Annotated in this window: 17 protein-coding genes; 6 read left to right on the top strand and 11 right to left on the bottom strand. The window is 29.4% G+C overall.

Going from position 1 to position 18,126, the window contains the following annotated elements; all coding sequences use genetic code 11:
• The 10 genes from H0I23_RS04375 to H0I23_RS04330 form a co-directional block, all read right to left on the bottom strand.
• Positions 1–1,329 (bottom strand): sigma-54 dependent transcriptional regulator, encoded by a 1,329-nt coding sequence (locus H0I23_RS04375; protein ID WP_216785245.1) that lies wholly within the window; start codon positions 1,327–1,329, stop codon positions 1–3.
• Between the two features lie 8 nt (positions 1,330–1,337).
• Positions 1,338–2,429 carry a sensor histidine kinase gene (locus H0I23_RS04370; RefSeq protein WP_216785244.1) on the bottom strand — a complete coding sequence of 364 codons (1,092 nt, stop codon included), beginning with the start codon at positions 2,427–2,429 and terminating at the stop codon, positions 1,338–1,340.
• Between the two features lie 69 nt (positions 2,430–2,498).
• Complete coding sequence (gene nhaA, locus H0I23_RS04365) at positions 2,499–3,809, bottom strand: Na+/H+ antiporter NhaA (protein WP_216785243.1); 1,311 nt, start codon at positions 3,807–3,809, stop codon at positions 2,499–2,501.
• Positions 3,810–3,898: 89 nt separating this feature from the next.
• Positions 3,899–4,528 (bottom strand): MCP four helix bundle domain-containing protein, encoded by a 630-nt coding sequence (locus H0I23_RS04360; protein ID WP_216785242.1) that lies wholly within the window; start codon positions 4,526–4,528, stop codon positions 3,899–3,901.
• Between the two features lie 567 nt (positions 4,529–5,095).
• The gene (locus H0I23_RS04355) at positions 5,096–5,923 is read right to left on the bottom strand and encodes a hypothetical protein (protein ID WP_216785241.1); all 828 of its coding nucleotides are present in this window, start codon (positions 5,921–5,923) and stop codon (positions 5,096–5,098) included.
• 17 nt (positions 5,924–5,940) lie between these two features.
• Complete coding sequence (locus H0I23_RS04350) at positions 5,941–7,680, bottom strand: hypothetical protein (RefSeq protein WP_216785240.1); 1,740 nt, start codon at positions 7,678–7,680, stop codon at positions 5,941–5,943.
• A gap of 11 nt (positions 7,681–7,691) precedes the next feature.
• Complete coding sequence (locus tag H0I23_RS04345) at positions 7,692–8,834, bottom strand: Gfo/Idh/MocA family protein (RefSeq protein ID WP_216785239.1); 1,143 nt, start codon at positions 8,832–8,834, stop codon at positions 7,692–7,694.
• 67 nt (positions 8,835–8,901) lie between these two features.
• Positions 8,902–9,615, bottom strand: a complete 714-nt coding sequence (locus H0I23_RS04340; protein WP_216785238.1) for a FadR/GntR family transcriptional regulator — start codon at positions 9,613–9,615, stop codon at positions 8,902–8,904.
• A 117-nt stretch (positions 9,616–9,732) separates the two neighbouring features.
• Positions 9,733–10,950 (bottom strand): D-mannonate dehydratase ManD, encoded by a 1,218-nt coding sequence (manD, locus tag H0I23_RS04335; RefSeq protein ID WP_216785237.1) that lies wholly within the window; start codon positions 10,948–10,950, stop codon positions 9,733–9,735.
• Positions 10,951–11,260: 310 nt separating this feature from the next.
• A complete protein-coding gene (locus tag H0I23_RS04330; RefSeq protein WP_216785236.1) occupies positions 11,261–11,974 on the bottom strand; it encodes a FadR/GntR family transcriptional regulator in 714 nt (237 codons plus the stop codon).
• Positions 11,975–12,288: 314 nt separating this feature from the next.
• Between H0I23_RS04330 and H0I23_RS04325 the strand changes: the two genes are divergently transcribed.
• The 3 genes from H0I23_RS04325 to H0I23_RS04315 all read left to right on the top strand — a co-directional run bounded on the left by H0I23_RS04325 (position 12,289) and on the right by H0I23_RS04315 (position 14,081).
• Positions 12,289–12,792, top strand: coding sequence for a PD-(D/E)XK nuclease family protein (locus H0I23_RS04325; RefSeq protein ID WP_216785235.1), 504 nt, complete (start codon positions 12,289–12,291; stop codon positions 12,790–12,792).
• Positions 12,793–12,884: 92 nt separating this feature from the next.
• Positions 12,885–13,610, top strand: a complete 726-nt coding sequence (locus H0I23_RS04320) for a hypothetical protein (RefSeq protein WP_216785234.1) — start codon at positions 12,885–12,887, stop codon at positions 13,608–13,610.
• Positions 13,611–13,685: 75 nt separating this feature from the next.
• Complete coding sequence (locus H0I23_RS04315; RefSeq protein ID WP_216785233.1) at positions 13,686–14,081, top strand: DUF3761 domain-containing protein; 396 nt, start codon at positions 13,686–13,688, stop codon at positions 14,079–14,081.
• Between the two features lie 27 nt (positions 14,082–14,108).
• On the opposite strand, the gene H0I23_RS04310 is transcribed toward H0I23_RS04315, so the two are convergent.
• Positions 14,109–14,852 carry a hypothetical protein gene (locus H0I23_RS04310; protein ID WP_216785232.1) on the bottom strand — a complete coding sequence of 248 codons (744 nt, stop codon included), beginning with the start codon at positions 14,850–14,852 and terminating at the stop codon, positions 14,109–14,111.
• A gap of 354 nt (positions 14,853–15,206) precedes the next feature.
• On the opposite strand from H0I23_RS04310, the gene H0I23_RS04305 reads away from it, so the two are divergent.
• The 3 genes from H0I23_RS04305 to H0I23_RS04295 all read left to right on the top strand — a co-directional run bounded on the left by H0I23_RS04305 (position 15,207) and on the right by H0I23_RS04295 (position 17,978).
• Positions 15,207–15,362 carry a hypothetical protein gene (locus H0I23_RS04305; RefSeq protein WP_216785231.1) on the top strand — a complete coding sequence of 52 codons (156 nt, stop codon included), beginning with the start codon at positions 15,207–15,209 and terminating at the stop codon, positions 15,360–15,362.
• Between the two features lie 69 nt (positions 15,363–15,431).
• The gene (locus tag H0I23_RS04300; RefSeq protein ID WP_216785230.1) at positions 15,432–17,300 is read left to right on the top strand and encodes an ATP-binding protein; all 1,869 of its coding nucleotides are present in this window, start codon (positions 15,432–15,434) and stop codon (positions 17,298–17,300) included.
• Positions 17,301–17,309: 9 nt separating this feature from the next.
• Complete coding sequence (locus tag H0I23_RS04295; protein WP_216785229.1) at positions 17,310–17,978, top strand: DNA-binding response regulator; 669 nt, start codon at positions 17,310–17,312, stop codon at positions 17,976–17,978.
• Positions 17,979–18,126 lie beyond the last annotated feature (148 nt).

The following is an 18,126-nucleotide window of genomic DNA, read 5'->3' as shown; positions in this document are numbered from 1 at the left end:
CTATTCTGAAATTTTTTGTCGAATGGTTTTTCTGTCTATTTGAAGAATTTCTGCTGCTTTTGTTTTATTATTTCCTGTAGCACGCAATACTTTTTCTATATATTGTTTTTCAACAACTCTAAGAGGTACTAGTTCGTCTGTAGAAAACGTTATTTCATGTTTTAGATGATCTGGAAAATGCTCTACATCTATAACTTTATCACACATAATTACAGCACGCTGAATTATATTTTCAAGTTCTCTAATATTCCCTGGCCAATTATAACGACTTAAAACACCTAAAGCTTCAGGTGTAATTTTTAAAAATCGGTCTTTATATTCTACTCCATATTTAAAAATAAATTTATCTACTAACAATGTAATATCATCTTTTCTTTCCCTTAATGGAGCTACGTTTATTTCTACAACAGTCAATCTATAAAACAAATCTTCTCTAAAAGTTTGTTTCTGTATCATCTCTCGCAAATCACTATTTGTAGCGGCTATTATCCGAACATCTACCTTTTCTGCTTTAGTTGAACCCACTCGAACCACTTCTTTTTCTTGTAGAACTCTTAGTAAGCGTGATTGTACAGTTAGTGATGCGTTTCCTATTTCATCCAAAAAAATGGTACCACCATTAGCGGCCTGAAAAAAACCTTCTCTATTCGTTTCTGCACCAGTAAAAGCTCCTTTCAAATATCCAAACAATTCTGCTTCTAAAAGATTTTCTGGAATACCACCACAATTAACTGCAATAAATGGGGCTCTAGAAAATTTGCCTTGATAATGAATAGCGCGGGCAACTAGCTCTTTACCTGTACCGCTTTCTCCTTTAATAAATACGGTAGCTTTATTATCTTTTACTCGTTCTATTAATTGTATTACTTCGTTTATTTTCTCAGAATTTCCAATAATTTCTCCATAAGCTTTATTTTGTGCTATTGAAGGTGTGTCTATTCTTTGTAGTTTTTCTTCAGAGGTAATTAAAGATTTATCTAATGCAGATTTTAACTCATCTTTTGTAAAAGGTTTGGTTAAATAATCGACTACTCCTGATTTAATTGCAGCTAAAGAACCTTGAACTGATGGATAACCCGTAACAACCAATTTTGGAAGTTTAGGATAATGTTCTGACACGAACTTTATAAGTTCAAAACCATCTACCTCAGGCATTTTTAAATCGGTAATCAATAAATCAATTTTTGTATCACGTAAAATAGTAACCGCTTCTTTTACCGAAATAGCCTTAAAAACATGATAATTCCATGATTGCAGATGACGTTGTAAAAGTTCAAGAATATTTACATCATCATCAACAACAAGTATGTTTTCTTTACGTAATTGCATAACTATAATTAGTCTTTTGGAAGTGTTATTGTAAAGGTAGCACCATTTTTAATGTTATTTTCTGCTGTTATTGTGCCTTTATGTGATGCTACTATACCATGAACGACACTCAACCCCAATCCAGAACCATCCCCTATTGGCTTGGTTGTAAAAAAAGGTTGAAATACCTTTTTCAGCTCATCTGCTGTAAACCCTTTACCTTCATCTGAAATTTTAATAATAATATTTTTTTTCTTTTTGAATGCTTCAATAATTATAGTTCCCTCTTTAGGTGAAAAATAGATTGCATTAATTAATAAGTTAAATATGATCTGGGTGATTTGAATTGGATCTGCCCTTAGCCAAAGTTCTTCTTCTTTAATTTTAACACTATGTTTTACTTGTTCTTTTTTAAAAGTAGCATCAAGTAATTTAACTGCATTTTTTAAATGAGGGACAAGGTTAATATGTTTCATTTTCTGAGGCATTTCGCAAGCGAAAAACATTAATTTTTTAACAACCTCTCTAGAAAAAATTGCATTATCAATAATCTTATCTAAATCTTTAACAGCTTTTTCATCAACTGCTAAATCACTTTTAAGTAATTCTGCGAAACCTAAAATATTCGCTAAAGGTGTATTTAGTTCGTGAGCAATACCTGCTGTTATTTCACCTAAAATACTTAAACGATCAGTATGCTCCATCTGTCGTTTTAATGAAGTTTCATTTTTTTGAATTTCAATACGTTCTAAAAAATTTCCAACTTTTAATGCTACGTTATCTAATAACAGTTGTTCTTCTTTTAAAAAATTAATCTCATTTGAATCTGTAGTATTTAAATGAACTATTAATTCTCCTTTAGTATGATTAAAAATATTAATATCAGAATGTATCGTTAAATCATCTTTAATAAATTCGTTAGTAAAAATTGAAATATCTTCCCAATCAATAATAACATCTGTTTTATCAGGATATTGAAATGCTTTTTTTAAGCTTAAAACTATGGCTTTTAACGTATCATTTATTAATTCTACATTAGCATTACCTATAATAGATGATACCTCGTATAAACAAGTTAACTCTTTAATTCGTTCTTTTAATGCTTGCTCTGTAGTCGTCATTAACTTATAATTCCTTTATAGGCTTGAGAATTTGATTGATTTTCTATAATTAAATAAACATGTTTACCTTTAATCCTTTAAAGATTCTGTTTTATTAGAACCAAATCTCAAAATTAGATATCCGATTATAGCAGAGATTAAAGAACCTAAAAGGATTCCTATTTTAGCCGAGCTTATATATTCAGGTGTAGATACAAATGCTAAACTTGCAATAAAAATAGCCATTGTAAATCCAATACCGGCAATAAAAGAAACACCTAAAATATGTCTTGTACTTACATCTGCTGGTATTTGAATTAAATTAAGTTTTTTGGCTAAAAATATAACTGCAGGAATACCTAATCCTTTACCTAAAACTAAACAGAGTATAATATTTATTATCAAAGGAATCTCTATACCTACCGAACTATCTATTATAACACCTGCATTCGCCAAAGCAAAAATTGGAATAATAAAATAGGCTACCCAACCATGCAAATTATGCTCTAAATGCTGTAACGGTGATTGAAACTTACCACTCCAATCTTCTAAATCATCCATGGCTTGTATTTGTTCTTTAGATAAAATAGGTTTCTTTAAAATACTTGCATCTTTAATGTTTTTGTAAATATTTTCTAATTGAAAGATAAATGTAGACGTATCAATTTTCTGTCTTATCGGCACTGAAAGTGCTAATAAAATTCCTGCAACCGTTGGGTGCACACCTGATTTCAAAAATAATAACCATATAATAATACCTGTAAAAAAAGTGATAAATTTAGAATAGTAACCCTTGTAAGATAATAGGTATAATATTGCTAAAAGCCCTAGTCCTATAAATAGTAATGTAGTTTTTATTGCACCACTATAAAATATAGCAATCACTAAAACAGCCTCAATATCATCTACAATAGCAAAAGCTATCAAAAATATTTTTAAACTTAAAGGCACTCTTTTACCTAAAGCATTTAAGACTGCTAATGAAAAAGCAATATCTGTAGCCATAGGAATTCCCCAACCTTTAAAGGTTTCAGCGTTTTGATTTAACAGCATAAATAATGCTACAGGAACTATTACTCCTCCTAAAGCACCAAATAACGGGAAAGCTAATTTTTTTATGGAATTTAATTCTCCTATAAGTACCTCTCGCTTAATTTCTAAACCTATTAGAAAAAAGAAAATAGCCATTAAACCATCATTAATCCATAATAATAATGGTTTTTTAAGCTCAAACCCTTCAGACGCTATACCTATTTTATAATTCCATAATGCAGCATAACTGTCTCCAAAACCCGAATTTGCCCAAACTAAAGCTATAATGGTACTCATTAAAAGTAGAATACCGCTAAATCCTTCTATTTTTACAAATTTTTGAAATGGTGTTAATAATCTTTTTGCCATAAATAATAATTGATTTTAAATATTTAGAAGTTTACAATTTAGTAGATATTGCTTCCTTTTTTTGTTTTGAATTATATATTAATTTTAGACTATGATTTTTTAAATCTATAGAAGGTGAAAAACATAATAATAATTCCAATAATTAGTAAAAAATAAACTTCTAAATTAGATATTAATTTATTGGAATTCAATGATTTTTGAGCAAAACCTAATACATGTTTAGTTTCTGAAACTTGAATAAGTGCAAGGTTATTTAAATCTGTTTGTAATTCTTCAATATTTTCATCAAACGGAGTTTTAAAACTAGGTCTATCATTACTTTGATTTTCAGTTTGGGTATTCTTATTTTCAAAATATCTAGTTTCTTTTTTCTTTAAATTCTCAAAATCAGTTGTGAAATTTTCGAAAGTACTCAATTCATCTGCCGTAAGTTTTGTATCAGAAAACAATGTTATTAGTGTTTCAATTTCTTTATTTACACTTGCATTCATCACATCAGCGCCTTCCATTAAATGTCTCTGCTTTTTATGAATAAGATTATTCATTTTGTATATATAATTTTGCGCTAACACACGATTTTTATACACAGATTTAACTGCATTTTGAGCAGTTTCAAAATGGCGTTTATCAATACGGTTTGTACCTAATATTAATAGAAAAACAGCAACTAATGCTAAAACAATATTTATTCTGTTTGATGTGGTCATATTCTTAGGCATACGAAGAATTTAAAATATCTAAATGATGTTAATTTTATAAGTTTACTCTTTAAGTTCAATATTTATACCTAGATATAATTAACTGAATTATTAATTCACAAACAACTATATATCAGTTATTTAAAGATTTAGGGAGAAAAAGTATCACGAGTAATTAACTCCCGATCGGGTAGTAATTACCCGATTTTAAACTACTATATATAAATAATATATTTTAGAATCTAGCCTTTTTTTGAGCTTTGAGTAATTCGAAAAGTGACTTTAATAACACTTTTCTGTATTTCTACAGTTTAATAAAAAAAATGATTTTTACAACAATTACGTATGTTTTTTTATGAATAAACCTTAGTAGCTATTTGTGATTATACTATAATTGATTAAAAAATACAGAGCTTAAACAACCCGCAGACTCATTATATACAATTTAAAACCCTTTTTCAGGAACTTTAACTACAATCAGTTAAAAAATTAAGGCTTAGCTACCTCTATGTGGTTTGTTTTGTATTCAATCAATTTAGAATAATATCTGAGTAGATAAAATCTTTAATTTTTAAGGGAAGTTTTTAGTTATTTAACTAACTTATTAATGGTTTCATTAACAACAGAATACTCTTTAGATTCTACAAAACCAATAGAAAAAGTTTGTATCGTATTTAAAAATTTTTCTTTATTTTCTCTTCCAAAACCAAATACTGTCATGTAAGGTCTACTAACATAATTATCTGGTAGTTCATCATCTTGATGATGCAACATATAAATCATACGAGATGATTTTTCATCTCCGAAAGCCATCCATTCTGGTGAAGGTAAATCACCCACAAAAGCTTCATTTATTTCATGCTTTTTAGTATCAACAGAAGCATACCAAAAATCAGTACTATCCATTTCTCCTCCAGGAACACCTTCGTACTGTATCCAGTAATTATAACCTGAGCTAACTTTACTCATTGTAAAGTCACACCGATCTAAATAAAAATCCCATTGTCCTTGCCATTGTTTATTGTCGGAAGTAAAAACAATACGAACATGCTCATCTGTTTCAATCTTCACTTCTGAAATTGATGAATCTGTTCCTGCATTCATTGCATGAAAGTAATCTCCATCTTGATGATGAATTGCATTTGGAAATCCTCGATATTCACCTTTCCAGCCAGATCCTTTTACATTATTAAAACCAATCCAATCTACTCCATCCTTATCAATCATGCTCGACAAACCTCCACCTTTTTTTTCTAAATGATAGATAGCAGAAGGTGTATTTATTATATATACAGATACACCACCTGCTGATGTATCTACTCCATCTGTAAGCTCTAATAACTCTGTATTTTGCCCTTTACATGAGTGTAATAAAAACAGAAATGAAAATAAAAACAATACGTCCTTTATATACATATTAAATGATTTATATATTATTTTTTAGCACTCCGTTTTAATAAAAATCCAATACTAAATATAACTAATGAACAAATTACAAAAGTTAATCTACCCCATATAGGATTGGGAATTAAACTCATAAGTAAAATACCTGTACTCATTACATAAACCATCGAGCCTAATTTTTGTCGCTGTTGACGATCAACATTATCTTGTTGATTATCTGCTATAAATGGTTTTTCTAAATCTTCAAAAAAGCGGTCTTTTTCTTCTTTATTTTCATCTTTAGCTTCATTATAAAAAAGTGAAGTTGCACAGAAAAAACCACCAGTTATAAAAATATGACCGGCAACCGTTAAAATTATATTCATATCAATAATTTCACGTTCGGTAAGTGATTCTATTCCAAATAATGATGCAAAAACATCTGCAGTAAAAACATTTATAATAAACCAAGAAACAAACAGACCTAATGCAATAGTAGCCCAAGGTGCCCATTTTGGTGTTTTCTTTACAAAAATTCCGAATAATAAAGGTATCATCATTGGTACCTGAATCATAGTAGATACAGACATCATAAGTTCAAATAAGCTAAGCTCTTTTAATGATGCAAAATACCATGCTGCTGCAATAACACCTAAGCCTGATATTGTACTAACAAGCCTACTTATTCCTAATAATTTTTTATCATTAGATTCTCTATTTCTTTTTTTAAGAAAAGGTTGATAAATACTTCTAACAAAAATTCCTGCATTTTTGTTCAGTGCAGAATCCATTGAAGACATAGTTGCTGCAAAAAGCCCCGCCATCATTAAACCTACAGTACCTACAGGCATAGCATTACGTGCAAATTCTAAATAAATAGCATCTGCCGCTTTGTTTCCTAATTCTGAATACCCTGCAACAGCATCTGGCATTAAACTAGCAGCTGCCCATGGTGGAATAAACCAAACAATGGTACCTACTCCCATCAATGTCATAGCTAATAAAGCCGCTTTACGAGCGTTTAGTGAATCTTTTGCTGTTAACCACCTAAATGAATCGTGAAGATTCATCATGGTTATAATTTGCTTTGGCAGAAAGAAAATAAACGTACCAAATAATATTAGAGGATAGTTCATATTTGGCCCAACAAGAAAGCCTCCTGGAAAGTTATTTACTAAATTAACTGGCCCACCAACCTTAACTAACGCTACCACTGCACAAGCTACAGAAACAACAGCTACTACTAATGTTTGCACAAAATCTGATGCAACAACTCCCCAAGCACCTGATAAAACTGATACAAAAAGCACTGTTAAACCAATAACAACAATAGTTATACTTAAATCTGTTTCAAAAACAGCACTAGTAAAAACTCCCAAAGCATTTAGCCAAACCCCTGCATTTAAAAAAGAAAAAACGATTAATGCACATGAAAAAAACAGTTCGTTTTGCGATCCAAATCTTCTTTTTATACCCTCGGTCGGTGTATCGACTCTCATCTGCCTATATCGGTGTGCAAAGAATGCCCAACCACAAAAATAAGCAAAGGTATTACCTATATATACTGCGCTTATAGCAAAACCATCAGTAAATGCTTTACCTGCAGCGCCAGTAAAAGTTACTGCAGAAAATTGCGCCATAAAAGCACTGGAGCCAACCATCCACCATAACATTCTACCTCCTCCTCGAAAATAATCACTCGTTGAGTTGCTTGCCATTCGCGAAAAAACAACGCCAATTGCAAGTATTAATATAAAATAAATTCCAATAACAAGATAATCGTAAAACATAGTATATCTTTTTATTGCAGATAGTTAACATCTGTCCAATTATTATTTTTTCTAATTAGATCAATTAACTGTTGATATAAGCTACCTTCTTTAAAAGTTTGGTATGGTGCTACTTTCTCTCCATTAATATCTTTTATAAACTCTCTAACTAAATAATGCCAATTTCTTTGCGTATCACCTTCTACCTCTGGTTGGTTAGCTGTAATATTTTCAGGCATATCTAATTCTTTCCATGTTTTATTCTGATCCCATAAATATAAAGGACCGCTACCATAATGCCCTTTGATATAAATTGCACCCTTTGTACCATAAAACACAATATGATCTTCTTCATGAAACCTAGGGTTTAAACCTCCATGTTTAAATAATACAGATACTGGTTTTGATGCAATTTTACTTTCCAATTTTGCCATAACAGTGTATGACCACTCCACGTTGCTTTCTCCCCATTTAAGAGATGGATCATTAATATCTTTCGGAATAAAATCTCTTCTTGTTTTGAAGTTATGAACTCCATCTACAATAGGAGCTTTACCCATATCATCACGTACCTCTCCTATTATTGCTAAAATTTTTTCTCCGATTACAGATGTTACAATCGACATCATATGAGTAAAATTATTATTCAAACGACCACCACCATCTTCTTTTCGATGTGACCAACCAAACGGAATATCTCTTTCTAAATTGAAGTGAGAGATACATTCTACTTCTACAGGCTCGCCAATTGCACCACTTGCAACTAGCTCTTTAGCATGTAAAATACATGGCATGTAGCGAAAGCTTGAAGCAAATGCTGTTTTAATATTTTTCCTCTTGGCTAGTTCATATAACTCAACTGCAGACTCTCCGCTGTGAGTTAGTGGTTTATCACTAAAAATATGACAACCAAATTCAATTGCTTGTATTATAGTTTCATAATGAGCACCACCCGGGGTTGCTATTGAAACAATATCTGGTTGACAGTCTTTTAAAGCTTGTTTCCAATCTGTACTAGCGTAAGGAATATTCATTTTACTAGCCACTTCTTTTACAACACTTTCTGTTCTACCAACTATACCTACAACCTCAGCACCATATGCTCTAAAGGCATCTGCATGGCCCTGACCAGCAAAACCAGTACCAGATATAAGAACTTTTAATTTACTCTTCATTTTATATTTTTTTAATTTTATATTGACAGAAACACAGCTTAATTAAGCTAAATACAAGTGATATTTATTAACTACTAGTATCACAATACTCATACAGCATTTTAAAATGTATTTTCATTCTTTTTTTTGCCAATTCAGGATTTCGATCTTTTATAGCTTCGTAAATCTGTATATGCTCATTAATCCTTAATTCATCTAAATCATCATAATCAACATGATACTTTTTAAACTCTATAATTATTTGAGGTGCGATAGCAATCATTATTTTATTTATTGTTGCATTACCACTTACTTGTGCAATTGCTAAATGGAATAGTAAATCTTCCTGAATAGCATCTTTACCCGACAATAATTTACTTTCATGAGCATCTAAAGCATCTTTAATTTTTTCCAAACCCTGTTCTGTATGTCTTAAGGCTGCAAGTTTTACGGATTCTAACTCTAATAAAATTCTAGTTTCAACAAGCGATTTAAAATTGGGCATTTCAAGGCTTACAATATCCTTAACCATACTGTTCATTGCAATACGACCTATATTAGAAACAAATGTTCCACTTTGCGGCATTGATTTTAATATACCGTAGGATTCTAATTTTAAAATAGCAGCACGAATACTTCTTCGGCTTACACCGAATTTTTCAGATAACGTTCTTTCTGGCGGTAATTTATCTCCCGGTTGATAATGCTTTTTATTAATTAAATCACTTATCTGAGAAATTAATTTATTTATTCGGTTATTATTTTTTTGACTTTCATTATTAAAAAGAGAATCTATATTCATAGATAAATAAATTTAAATTTACTTAGTGAAACAGGTAATAAAAATTATGTAGAAGTCATAATAACTAAATAAAAGACTTCTGTTTTTTTAATATCTAGTGCAATTAATATGTGAAGTTTACCAACTCCACAATGTACCATCTTCTAACCTACTAACAGGAAGATAAGATCTTTTATAAGGATATTTTTTACATGCTTCTTCATTAAAAACCACTCCTATTCCTGGTGTATCATCTATAAAAATTTCGCCTTCTTTCAGTTTTGCATTAAAGCTGAATATTTCATTCAATTCAGGTGTACCAAAACCTATAAATTCTTGAACTCCAAAATTTGGTGCCCATAAGTCTAAATGCATATGTGCCATAAAGCAAATAGGAGATAGATCGGGAGCTCCGTGAGGTGCCATTCTAACATGATAAAGAGAAGCAAAATCGGCTAATTTTTTTAAAGGTGTTAATCCACCTCCGTGTGTTACTGCTGTTCTTACAAAATCGATATATTGATTTTCAATCAAAGGTTTAGCATCCCATATCGTATTAAATTTTTCACCAAGAGCCAAAGGTGTTGAAGTTTGGTTTCTTATAATTCTATAACCATCAGTATTTTCATAAGTTACGGCATCTTCAATAAATTTTAATCTATACGGTTCTAACATTTTTGCTAATTGAACCGCTTCAATAGGTGTTAATCGACTATGAACATCATGACAAAGCTCTATCTCATAACCAAATCTCTCTCTTGCTCTTTTAAATAATTCAGGAATAAAATTTAAATATTTTTTAGTAGACCAGCTATGCTCTGGAGGTAATGGCCTACTACCTTGTAATTCAAAATAGTTTTTTTTATCGCCTAAAGTCCCATATGTGCCTTTTAAATCAGGAATAGTACATTGCAGCCTAACAACTTTATATCCGTCATTAATAGCTATTTGTAAATTAGTTAAAACATCGTCAATAGTTTCTCCGTTTACATGCGCATAAACAGTTACCGATTTTCTGCTTTTACCACCTAACAATTGATAAACTGGTAACCCAGCAACTTTACCTTTTATATCCCAAAGTGCAACATCAATAGAACCTATTGCAGCCATACTAACCGCTCCATTTTGCCAATATGCACCTTTATATAGATATTGCCAAATATCTTCTATTTGATGTGGATCTTTACCAATTAAACAAGGTATTACATGCTCTTCTAAATATGTAACAACAGATAATTCCCTACCATTTAACGTTGCATCTCCTACCCCGTAGACACCCTCGTCTGTAAAAATTTTAACTGTAACAAAATTACGACCAGGGCAACATACAAAAACTTTTATATCTGTTATTTTCATGCTTACTAATTTGTTTTAAGGTTTCATTATTATAATTTATAAGAACGAATAAAAACCTTATCTGAAATGATTATATAAGAAGTTACTTTTAATTAAACAAACTGGCGCACCAGTTTGGTGTACCAAAAATACATTTATTATTTTCTTATCCAAAGAATTGGAATAGAATTTAATATCTGTTTGATAATTAAAGAATTAGTCTGTGAGGAAAAAATATAGTTATAAAAAATAATCTTGAATACAATACGGTATAAAAACAAGTCCTAAAAAAACATCAAAATGAAAAAGATAATTATTTATGAAGCTATAATTAGACTACTCGCTCTTTAAAATCGTCACAGAACTCAATAAGTAATTCAAAATGAAACTCCATTAATTTAACAGCCTCTTCAGGCTTTCTATTTTTAATTGCTTGAAAAATAGATTCATGCTTGTCTATCTCGTAGTTGAAACCTTCTTCATCACAAACTCTAGTTTTTACAAAAACTGCAATTATTTTAGGTATAATTTGCAGCATCATTTCATAGATAGTTGTGTTTTTACTAGCCTTTGCAATTGCCAAGTGAAATAAAAGATCTTCTTCTAAAGCACTTTCTTTGCTCAATATTTTTGATTTATACCTATCTAATGCTATTTCAATTTCTTGTAAATCATCAACAGTTCTTCTTGTTGCTGCTAAAAAAACGGCTTTATTTTCAAGCATTAGCCTAGACTCTACTAAAGAAAGAAAATCTTGTTCACCTAAAGTAAGTAACCCATCAATCATACCTATAAGTGCTACTCTACCTGTATTTATAAATATTCCTGTTTGTGGTATTGATTTAACAATCCCATAAAATTCAAGCTTATCAATAGCCTCCCTTACATTTCTACGACTAACATTTAGCGTGACACTTAACTCTCGTTCAGATGGCAATTTATCACCTTCAACCAGTTTTCTCAAATCAATAAAATCTCTAATTTTAGAAATTATCAAATGATGAATCTTAGCGTTGTCCTTAATTCTAACTGGGTTCAATTTCATGTTAATGAATTATAAAAGCAAGGCTAAATTACGAAAAACTACTTTAGAAGAATCACTTAACCATATAAACGCTTAAAAAACACTTCACCTCTAAAGTATCAACTTTTAGTATTTAAGAACAGAAAAGAGTTAAATGCAATATCTATTTTCAAAAACAAACAACAATATTACTCTCACTGTGGAAAACCGCAGAATCAATTTATAAATTTTACTCTTATTTGCTTTTGTTTTAATAATGTATAAAATAAATACACTAGTAAATTTATTAAATGAATCCCCCTATTTTTTTTATTGACGACACTGATTCTTTAAAAATGAAAAAAATAATAGTTTTTTTCATTTCATGGACTATTCGATGTGCTGATGAAAAACATCAAAATAGAAACAAAAAAGTATATAATTATGCGCAAAGAATAGTAGCTAAATTATTGCTTTTCGAAAATACTGATAGATTGACATTTTCAAATATTAGACTTTTGAAGCAAAATAAAAATATAGACTTATGGGTAGAGTTAAAAGTGAATAAACAAGAGTATGCATTAATTATAAGAAACAAAATGCAATCTAAAATAGATAGAAATCTTTTGAAAAAATACCAAAAACTAGTTAATAAACATTATAAGAATCAACCTAACCGTATAATTGAATACGTAATATTGAGGCCTAACCATAATTTAGAAAAGCAAGATGAATCACTTTTAATGCTTTCTGATTTTAATTTATACAGTTTAATACAACTAGCTAGCTCTTTTGATACTAATAAAACAGGTAATCAATTATTTGATGAATTCTGGTTCAATTGGGTACTTGCTCGTTGATAGAAAATATAGACTGCGGAAAACCACAAGGTAATTTTATTTTAAGATTTTAAGTTTGCTTTAGAAAACTGAAATAATTTAAAAAACCAAAAATGAAAAAAATTATCTTATTACTTTTATTGACCACTATTTTATTAATTCCTAAAACTTCACACGCACAAGATGCGGGTACTGTTGTAGCTGGTGCTGCTGGAGCACTACTGGCCATTGGTGCAGGAGTTGCTGCAGTAGAGCAAATGAAAGAAAGAGCCGAATTGATGGCTACTGAATATATTTTAACAAATAATGCTGAGTTAGAAAATTTTTCACTTAAAACTTTAGATTTTGATGGTAAAAAACTCAAAGATTTATCTACAACCTCTGTAATAACATTTAAAATTCAAGAGTTTACACCTTCTGATAAACCAGAATTAGATGGAAGAAAACAAATTCTAATAGGTTTCACTAGCTATGGTTGGATCAATGAATATGGTATCGATTTCGATAAAGTAAAATGGTATTTAATCGATTCATCTGAGTGGCTTAAAATGATGACTTCTTACGTTAAAGTTGCTTCAGGCGAAAGAAACGATGTTTTAATTAAAGATCATTTACAACGTGGAAAAATTGTGAATAAAGGAGTGAAAGAAAAAAGTAAAACCACAATTCCATTTTATCAACTTTCAGGAGATATGTATGTTGTAACAGAATACTCTGCTGAAATGAAATTCATTTACAATGAGAAATCATTAGGCATCTTTCTTAAAGACACTCAAAACCTAGTCCAGATAGGAAGGGGTAGTATTATAGAAATACACGATTTCTTTTTTGATGAATAATCGAATCTTAATTATAAATCATAACTTAAATTACGTGTTAATATTAACGCGTAATTTAAGTTTTATTCTTTATTAATGGAGTGGATTTTTAAGCTTATGTTTTTAGGTATTGTAATTGGTATCGTTAGAAAATACCCGAAAATTAGTATTATACTAGCTATTTTGGGTTTGCTATTATACAATCAACAAAAAAAATATATTCCGCAAAATAATGCATCTCCTTCAAATATTTATTCTTCTAAAAATTATAATAGTCCCGAACTAAAACCAGAGTATCAATTAAACACCTCTATTAGAAGTTTAAAAACCGAATTAGAAATCCCCCAATCCACTAAAAATAATCTATATAAAAAAGAAGCTGTAACAAATACACGAATTGGTGCTATTTGTAATGACGGCACTTCCTCTAAAGCAACAGGTAGAGGTGCTTGTTCTCATCATGGTGGGGTTGCTTACTGGCTTTATGAGTGATCTTTAAACTATCCGGAAACTATAAGTTTATTTTACATTCTCCAACTCATCTAAAACATATGTTTTAAACATATAATCTGTAACTTCTTTTAAACCTTTATTATTAATAGGGTGATTTCCATGATATGTAAAGAATTCTACCACGCCATTTGTTTTTACATACCAAAGTTCTTTATGTTGTTCTCTCCTATTTTTTACTGCATTTAAATCCTTTATTTTTTTAAATTTTTTAAATATTAATTCTTGATAAGGTTTCTCCAGAAGTACTCCTGTACAGGTAGATTTCACATAATGATCTTCTTGCCAAACCATACAATTCTGTTCTTCTTTTACGAAACCAAAATACGTTAAAGCACTAATTATAATTACAGATATATATGTGACAATTCTATTACCCCCTTTTTCAAACAATCCAAAGAAAGTATTTTTTTTGAGAGAGCTTAATTTTAGATTCTTTTCTTTAGTTATTAGATCTTCAAATACTTTTACTTCTTCATGTTCAGATGGATGAGCACTAACAAAGCCTGCGTAATTATTATACCCTAAATATTTGCATAGATATTTAATTAATTCTGGTTTCAGAGCTTCATTTAATGAATTATCATTCTTTAAAAAGTTATTATAATAATTCCTTAAGGTTCTTTCGCTTATTTGATAATTATACTCTTCTAAAAGCTCAACTGAGAGATGTTGTGCCATTCTGGTTGGAACCGAAGAGCCTATATCTGCTTCTACTTTTTTAAATACAATTGCTATTAATTTTTTGGACATTTTGGTTGGTCTGGTTACCCCCTAAAACTACTACATTTCTGGAAATTATATGGAAAAAAAAGACTGGAAAATATTTTCCACCAACTTTCCACATTCCGTCCATTCATTACGAAACCTAAGTCCTTACTTCGCATTGTCATTGATTTGTTACTCATGATAAGCAATCAATAACAATTAAAAAACAACTGTAGTAAACCAATAGTTTATTGGGAAGTAACTAAAAGTTTCTACAGCGGTTTTTCACTTCCCAGCAAAATGTAGGAACAACTCCTACCCCTTAAAAAAAAGTGGTTTAAATAAAATTCGGAATAACCCGAACAGCCATTATTATGTCCAATTTTCAAAATAAATAATATGAAAAAAATAACTTTTTTAATCGTTTTAATACTTGTCAACCTCACTATAGTTTCTTGCGAATATGATTCTTTATCAGAAACTGATACTGTATATAAAAATTCAGCAGCAACTGAAGGTGATGATGGAGATATTGAAAATGATCCTGATGAATAATTCAGTGTTATAAATAGAATTTGATAAAAAGAAGTGTTAAAATGTAAACTGTTTTTGTACTTTGGAGGGATGAAATTTAAGTTTAGTTTATCCCTCTTTTTTATATTTATATACATTGGTTTTAATACTGTTTTTGCAAATGATTTTTTTAAACAACAAAGCTTATCTATTTATATTTTAAGTGAAAAATCAAATGATTCAATAACAATACTTAAAAATAAAATTGGTGCTTTTGCTAAAAATAAAGATTATGATAACGCTATTTTATATTCAAAAAAACTATATAAAAAAGCTCAAATTGTCGCTGATAGTTCATCTATTAATAATGCTATTTGGAGGCAAGGTTTTTATTTTAAAAAAATAAATCAATTAGATTCTGCCTACTATTATTTTAACAAATCATTTACTATAAACTTAAAATTGAATGACAGTATTGCTGTCGGAGATCGTTTATTAGATATGGCTAATATTCAGAAAAGCTTAGGTGATTATAATGGAGGAATGATTACAGCTATTGAAGGTATAAAGTATATAGAAAATTCTACCAAAATAAAATCAATAATTGGGTTATATCAAACTATATCAGTTTGTCACAAAGAATTAGGAGACTATAAAGAAGCACTTCGATGGAATGATAAATCTATTAATTTATCGAAAAAAGATTCTTCTAATTTAGGCTTAGAAATTAATCATACTATTAATATTACTAGAGCCAACATATTGGCAGAAACTAATAAATTTGAAAGTAGTTTCCGTATTTTAAATACTATTATAAAAAACACTAATAAGGGTAATCAATTTCAAAACTCGCGTGCTTTATGTAACATAGGGTACTATAAATGGTTAGAAAATAAAAACAACCCTGAAAGTGAATCTCTATTAATAAAATCATTTGAAAAACGAAAAAAATTAAACACTGTATCTGGTTTAATATCTAGTACTATTCATTTAGCTGAATATTATTTTAAAATCGATAAACATGAAGCTTTAAAATATGCTCAAATGGCATATCAATATTCTTATACACAAAATAACCCTGTTGCTGTATTAGAATCTTTAGATTTAGTATTACCTCTAAAAAAATCATTAAACCAAGATGTTTCTGAAGAAGCAATTTTATATTCAAAAGTGCAAAACAAACTTGAAAAAACAAAGCAAACAGTACGATCAATATATGCTGCAACCAAATATGATAATGATACTTTAGAAAAAAACAATCTTAAATTATTAGCTACAGTTGCAACTAAAAAAAAGCAAAATAGTATAGCTTTTTCAGTTACTTTATTTCTTTTGATTTTAATAGGTTTTATTATTTATTATAAAAATCATCAAAAAAACAAAGAACAACTAGAGGCTGCGTATAAAACAGAATTAAGATTATCAAAAAAATTACATGATGAGTTAGGTAACGATATCTTTTATTTAATGACTCAAGTTCAGAAAGGAGATCAAGATATAAATACTTCAAAAAACGCTTTAGTTTTAGATAGCCTAAATAGTATTTACCAAAGAATAAGAGATTTTTCGAAAGAATTTACAGCAATACATACCGGAGATGAATTCGGTAAGCAATTCCAAACGCTCTTAAATTCTTATGGCTCAAACAAAACAAAGTTAATTACTAAAGAATTAGCTTCTGATTTTTGGAACGACATAACACCTAAAACAAAAATTGAAATTTATAGAATACTACAAGAATTATTAGTAAACATGAAGAAACACAGTAATGCCTCATTAGTAGCTATAACATGCTCAAAAAACGAAAAACAAGTGTCTATTAAATACGTAGATAATGGTATTGGTTTTAATGTAAAAGACAATTATTTTGGAAATGGACTTAAGAATGTGGAAAACCGCATAAAATCTATCAAAGGAAGTATTAATTTCGATTCAAAACCAAATAAAGGCTTCACAGCCATTATACTATTTACCATTTAAATAGCGTATATGAATTTTAATAAAATTTTTGTTTCAGAAGATATCGACAGTAATAATTTAGGTGTAACTACCACATTACATCAAATGGGTTACACTAATATTGGACACTCGCAATATTGTGACGATGCTTTTTTAAAATTAAAAAAAGCAATTATAGTTGATGAGCCATTTGATCTTTTAATAACAGATTTATCTTTTGTAAATCCAAGAAATTCAAAAAAATTACAAAACGGACAAGATCTCATTAAAGCTATAAAAGAAATTTATCCAACAATAAAAGTTATTGTGTTTTCTGTTGAAGATGATCATCATACTATAAAATCTTTATTTTCAGATCAAAATATTGATGCCTACGTTTGTAAAGGCTTGAATGGTTTAAAAGAACTTAAAAATAGCATTGAAGCTTTATTAGAAAATAAAACATACACTTGCCCAATTGCAACGGCTGTTTTACAACAACAAAATATCTTAGCTTTAGATTCGTATGAAGAGCAACTTTTATTACTTTTAGCTAAAGGATATAAACAAAACGAGATAAGCTCTTATTTAAAAGAAAAAGGAATAACACCAAATAGTGTTCGATCTATTGAGACTAATATCAGTAAATTAAAAGATTATTTTAATGCAGCTAATACCACTCATTTAGTATATATTGTATCAAGCCTAGGCTTAATTTAGGCTAAATATCGCAAGTTAACTATTTGTAAGTTCTACTTATCTATTTTCAAACTCAAACTCCCCTATTCTATAATTGGTAAATTAAATTGAATTTTTCAGAGTAACTATTGTTTCTGTTTTAACTTTACTTACGTTAATTTTACAGTAC

It is taken from the genome of Cellulophaga sp. HaHaR_3_176 (genome assembly GCF_019021925.1).
In the GTDB taxonomy this organism is placed as follows: Bacteria; Bacteroidota; Bacteroidia; order Flavobacteriales; family Flavobacteriaceae; genus Cellulophaga.
Note: the sequence above shows the minus strand (reverse complement) of the source record. Positions and strands in the feature narration are given on the sequence as shown.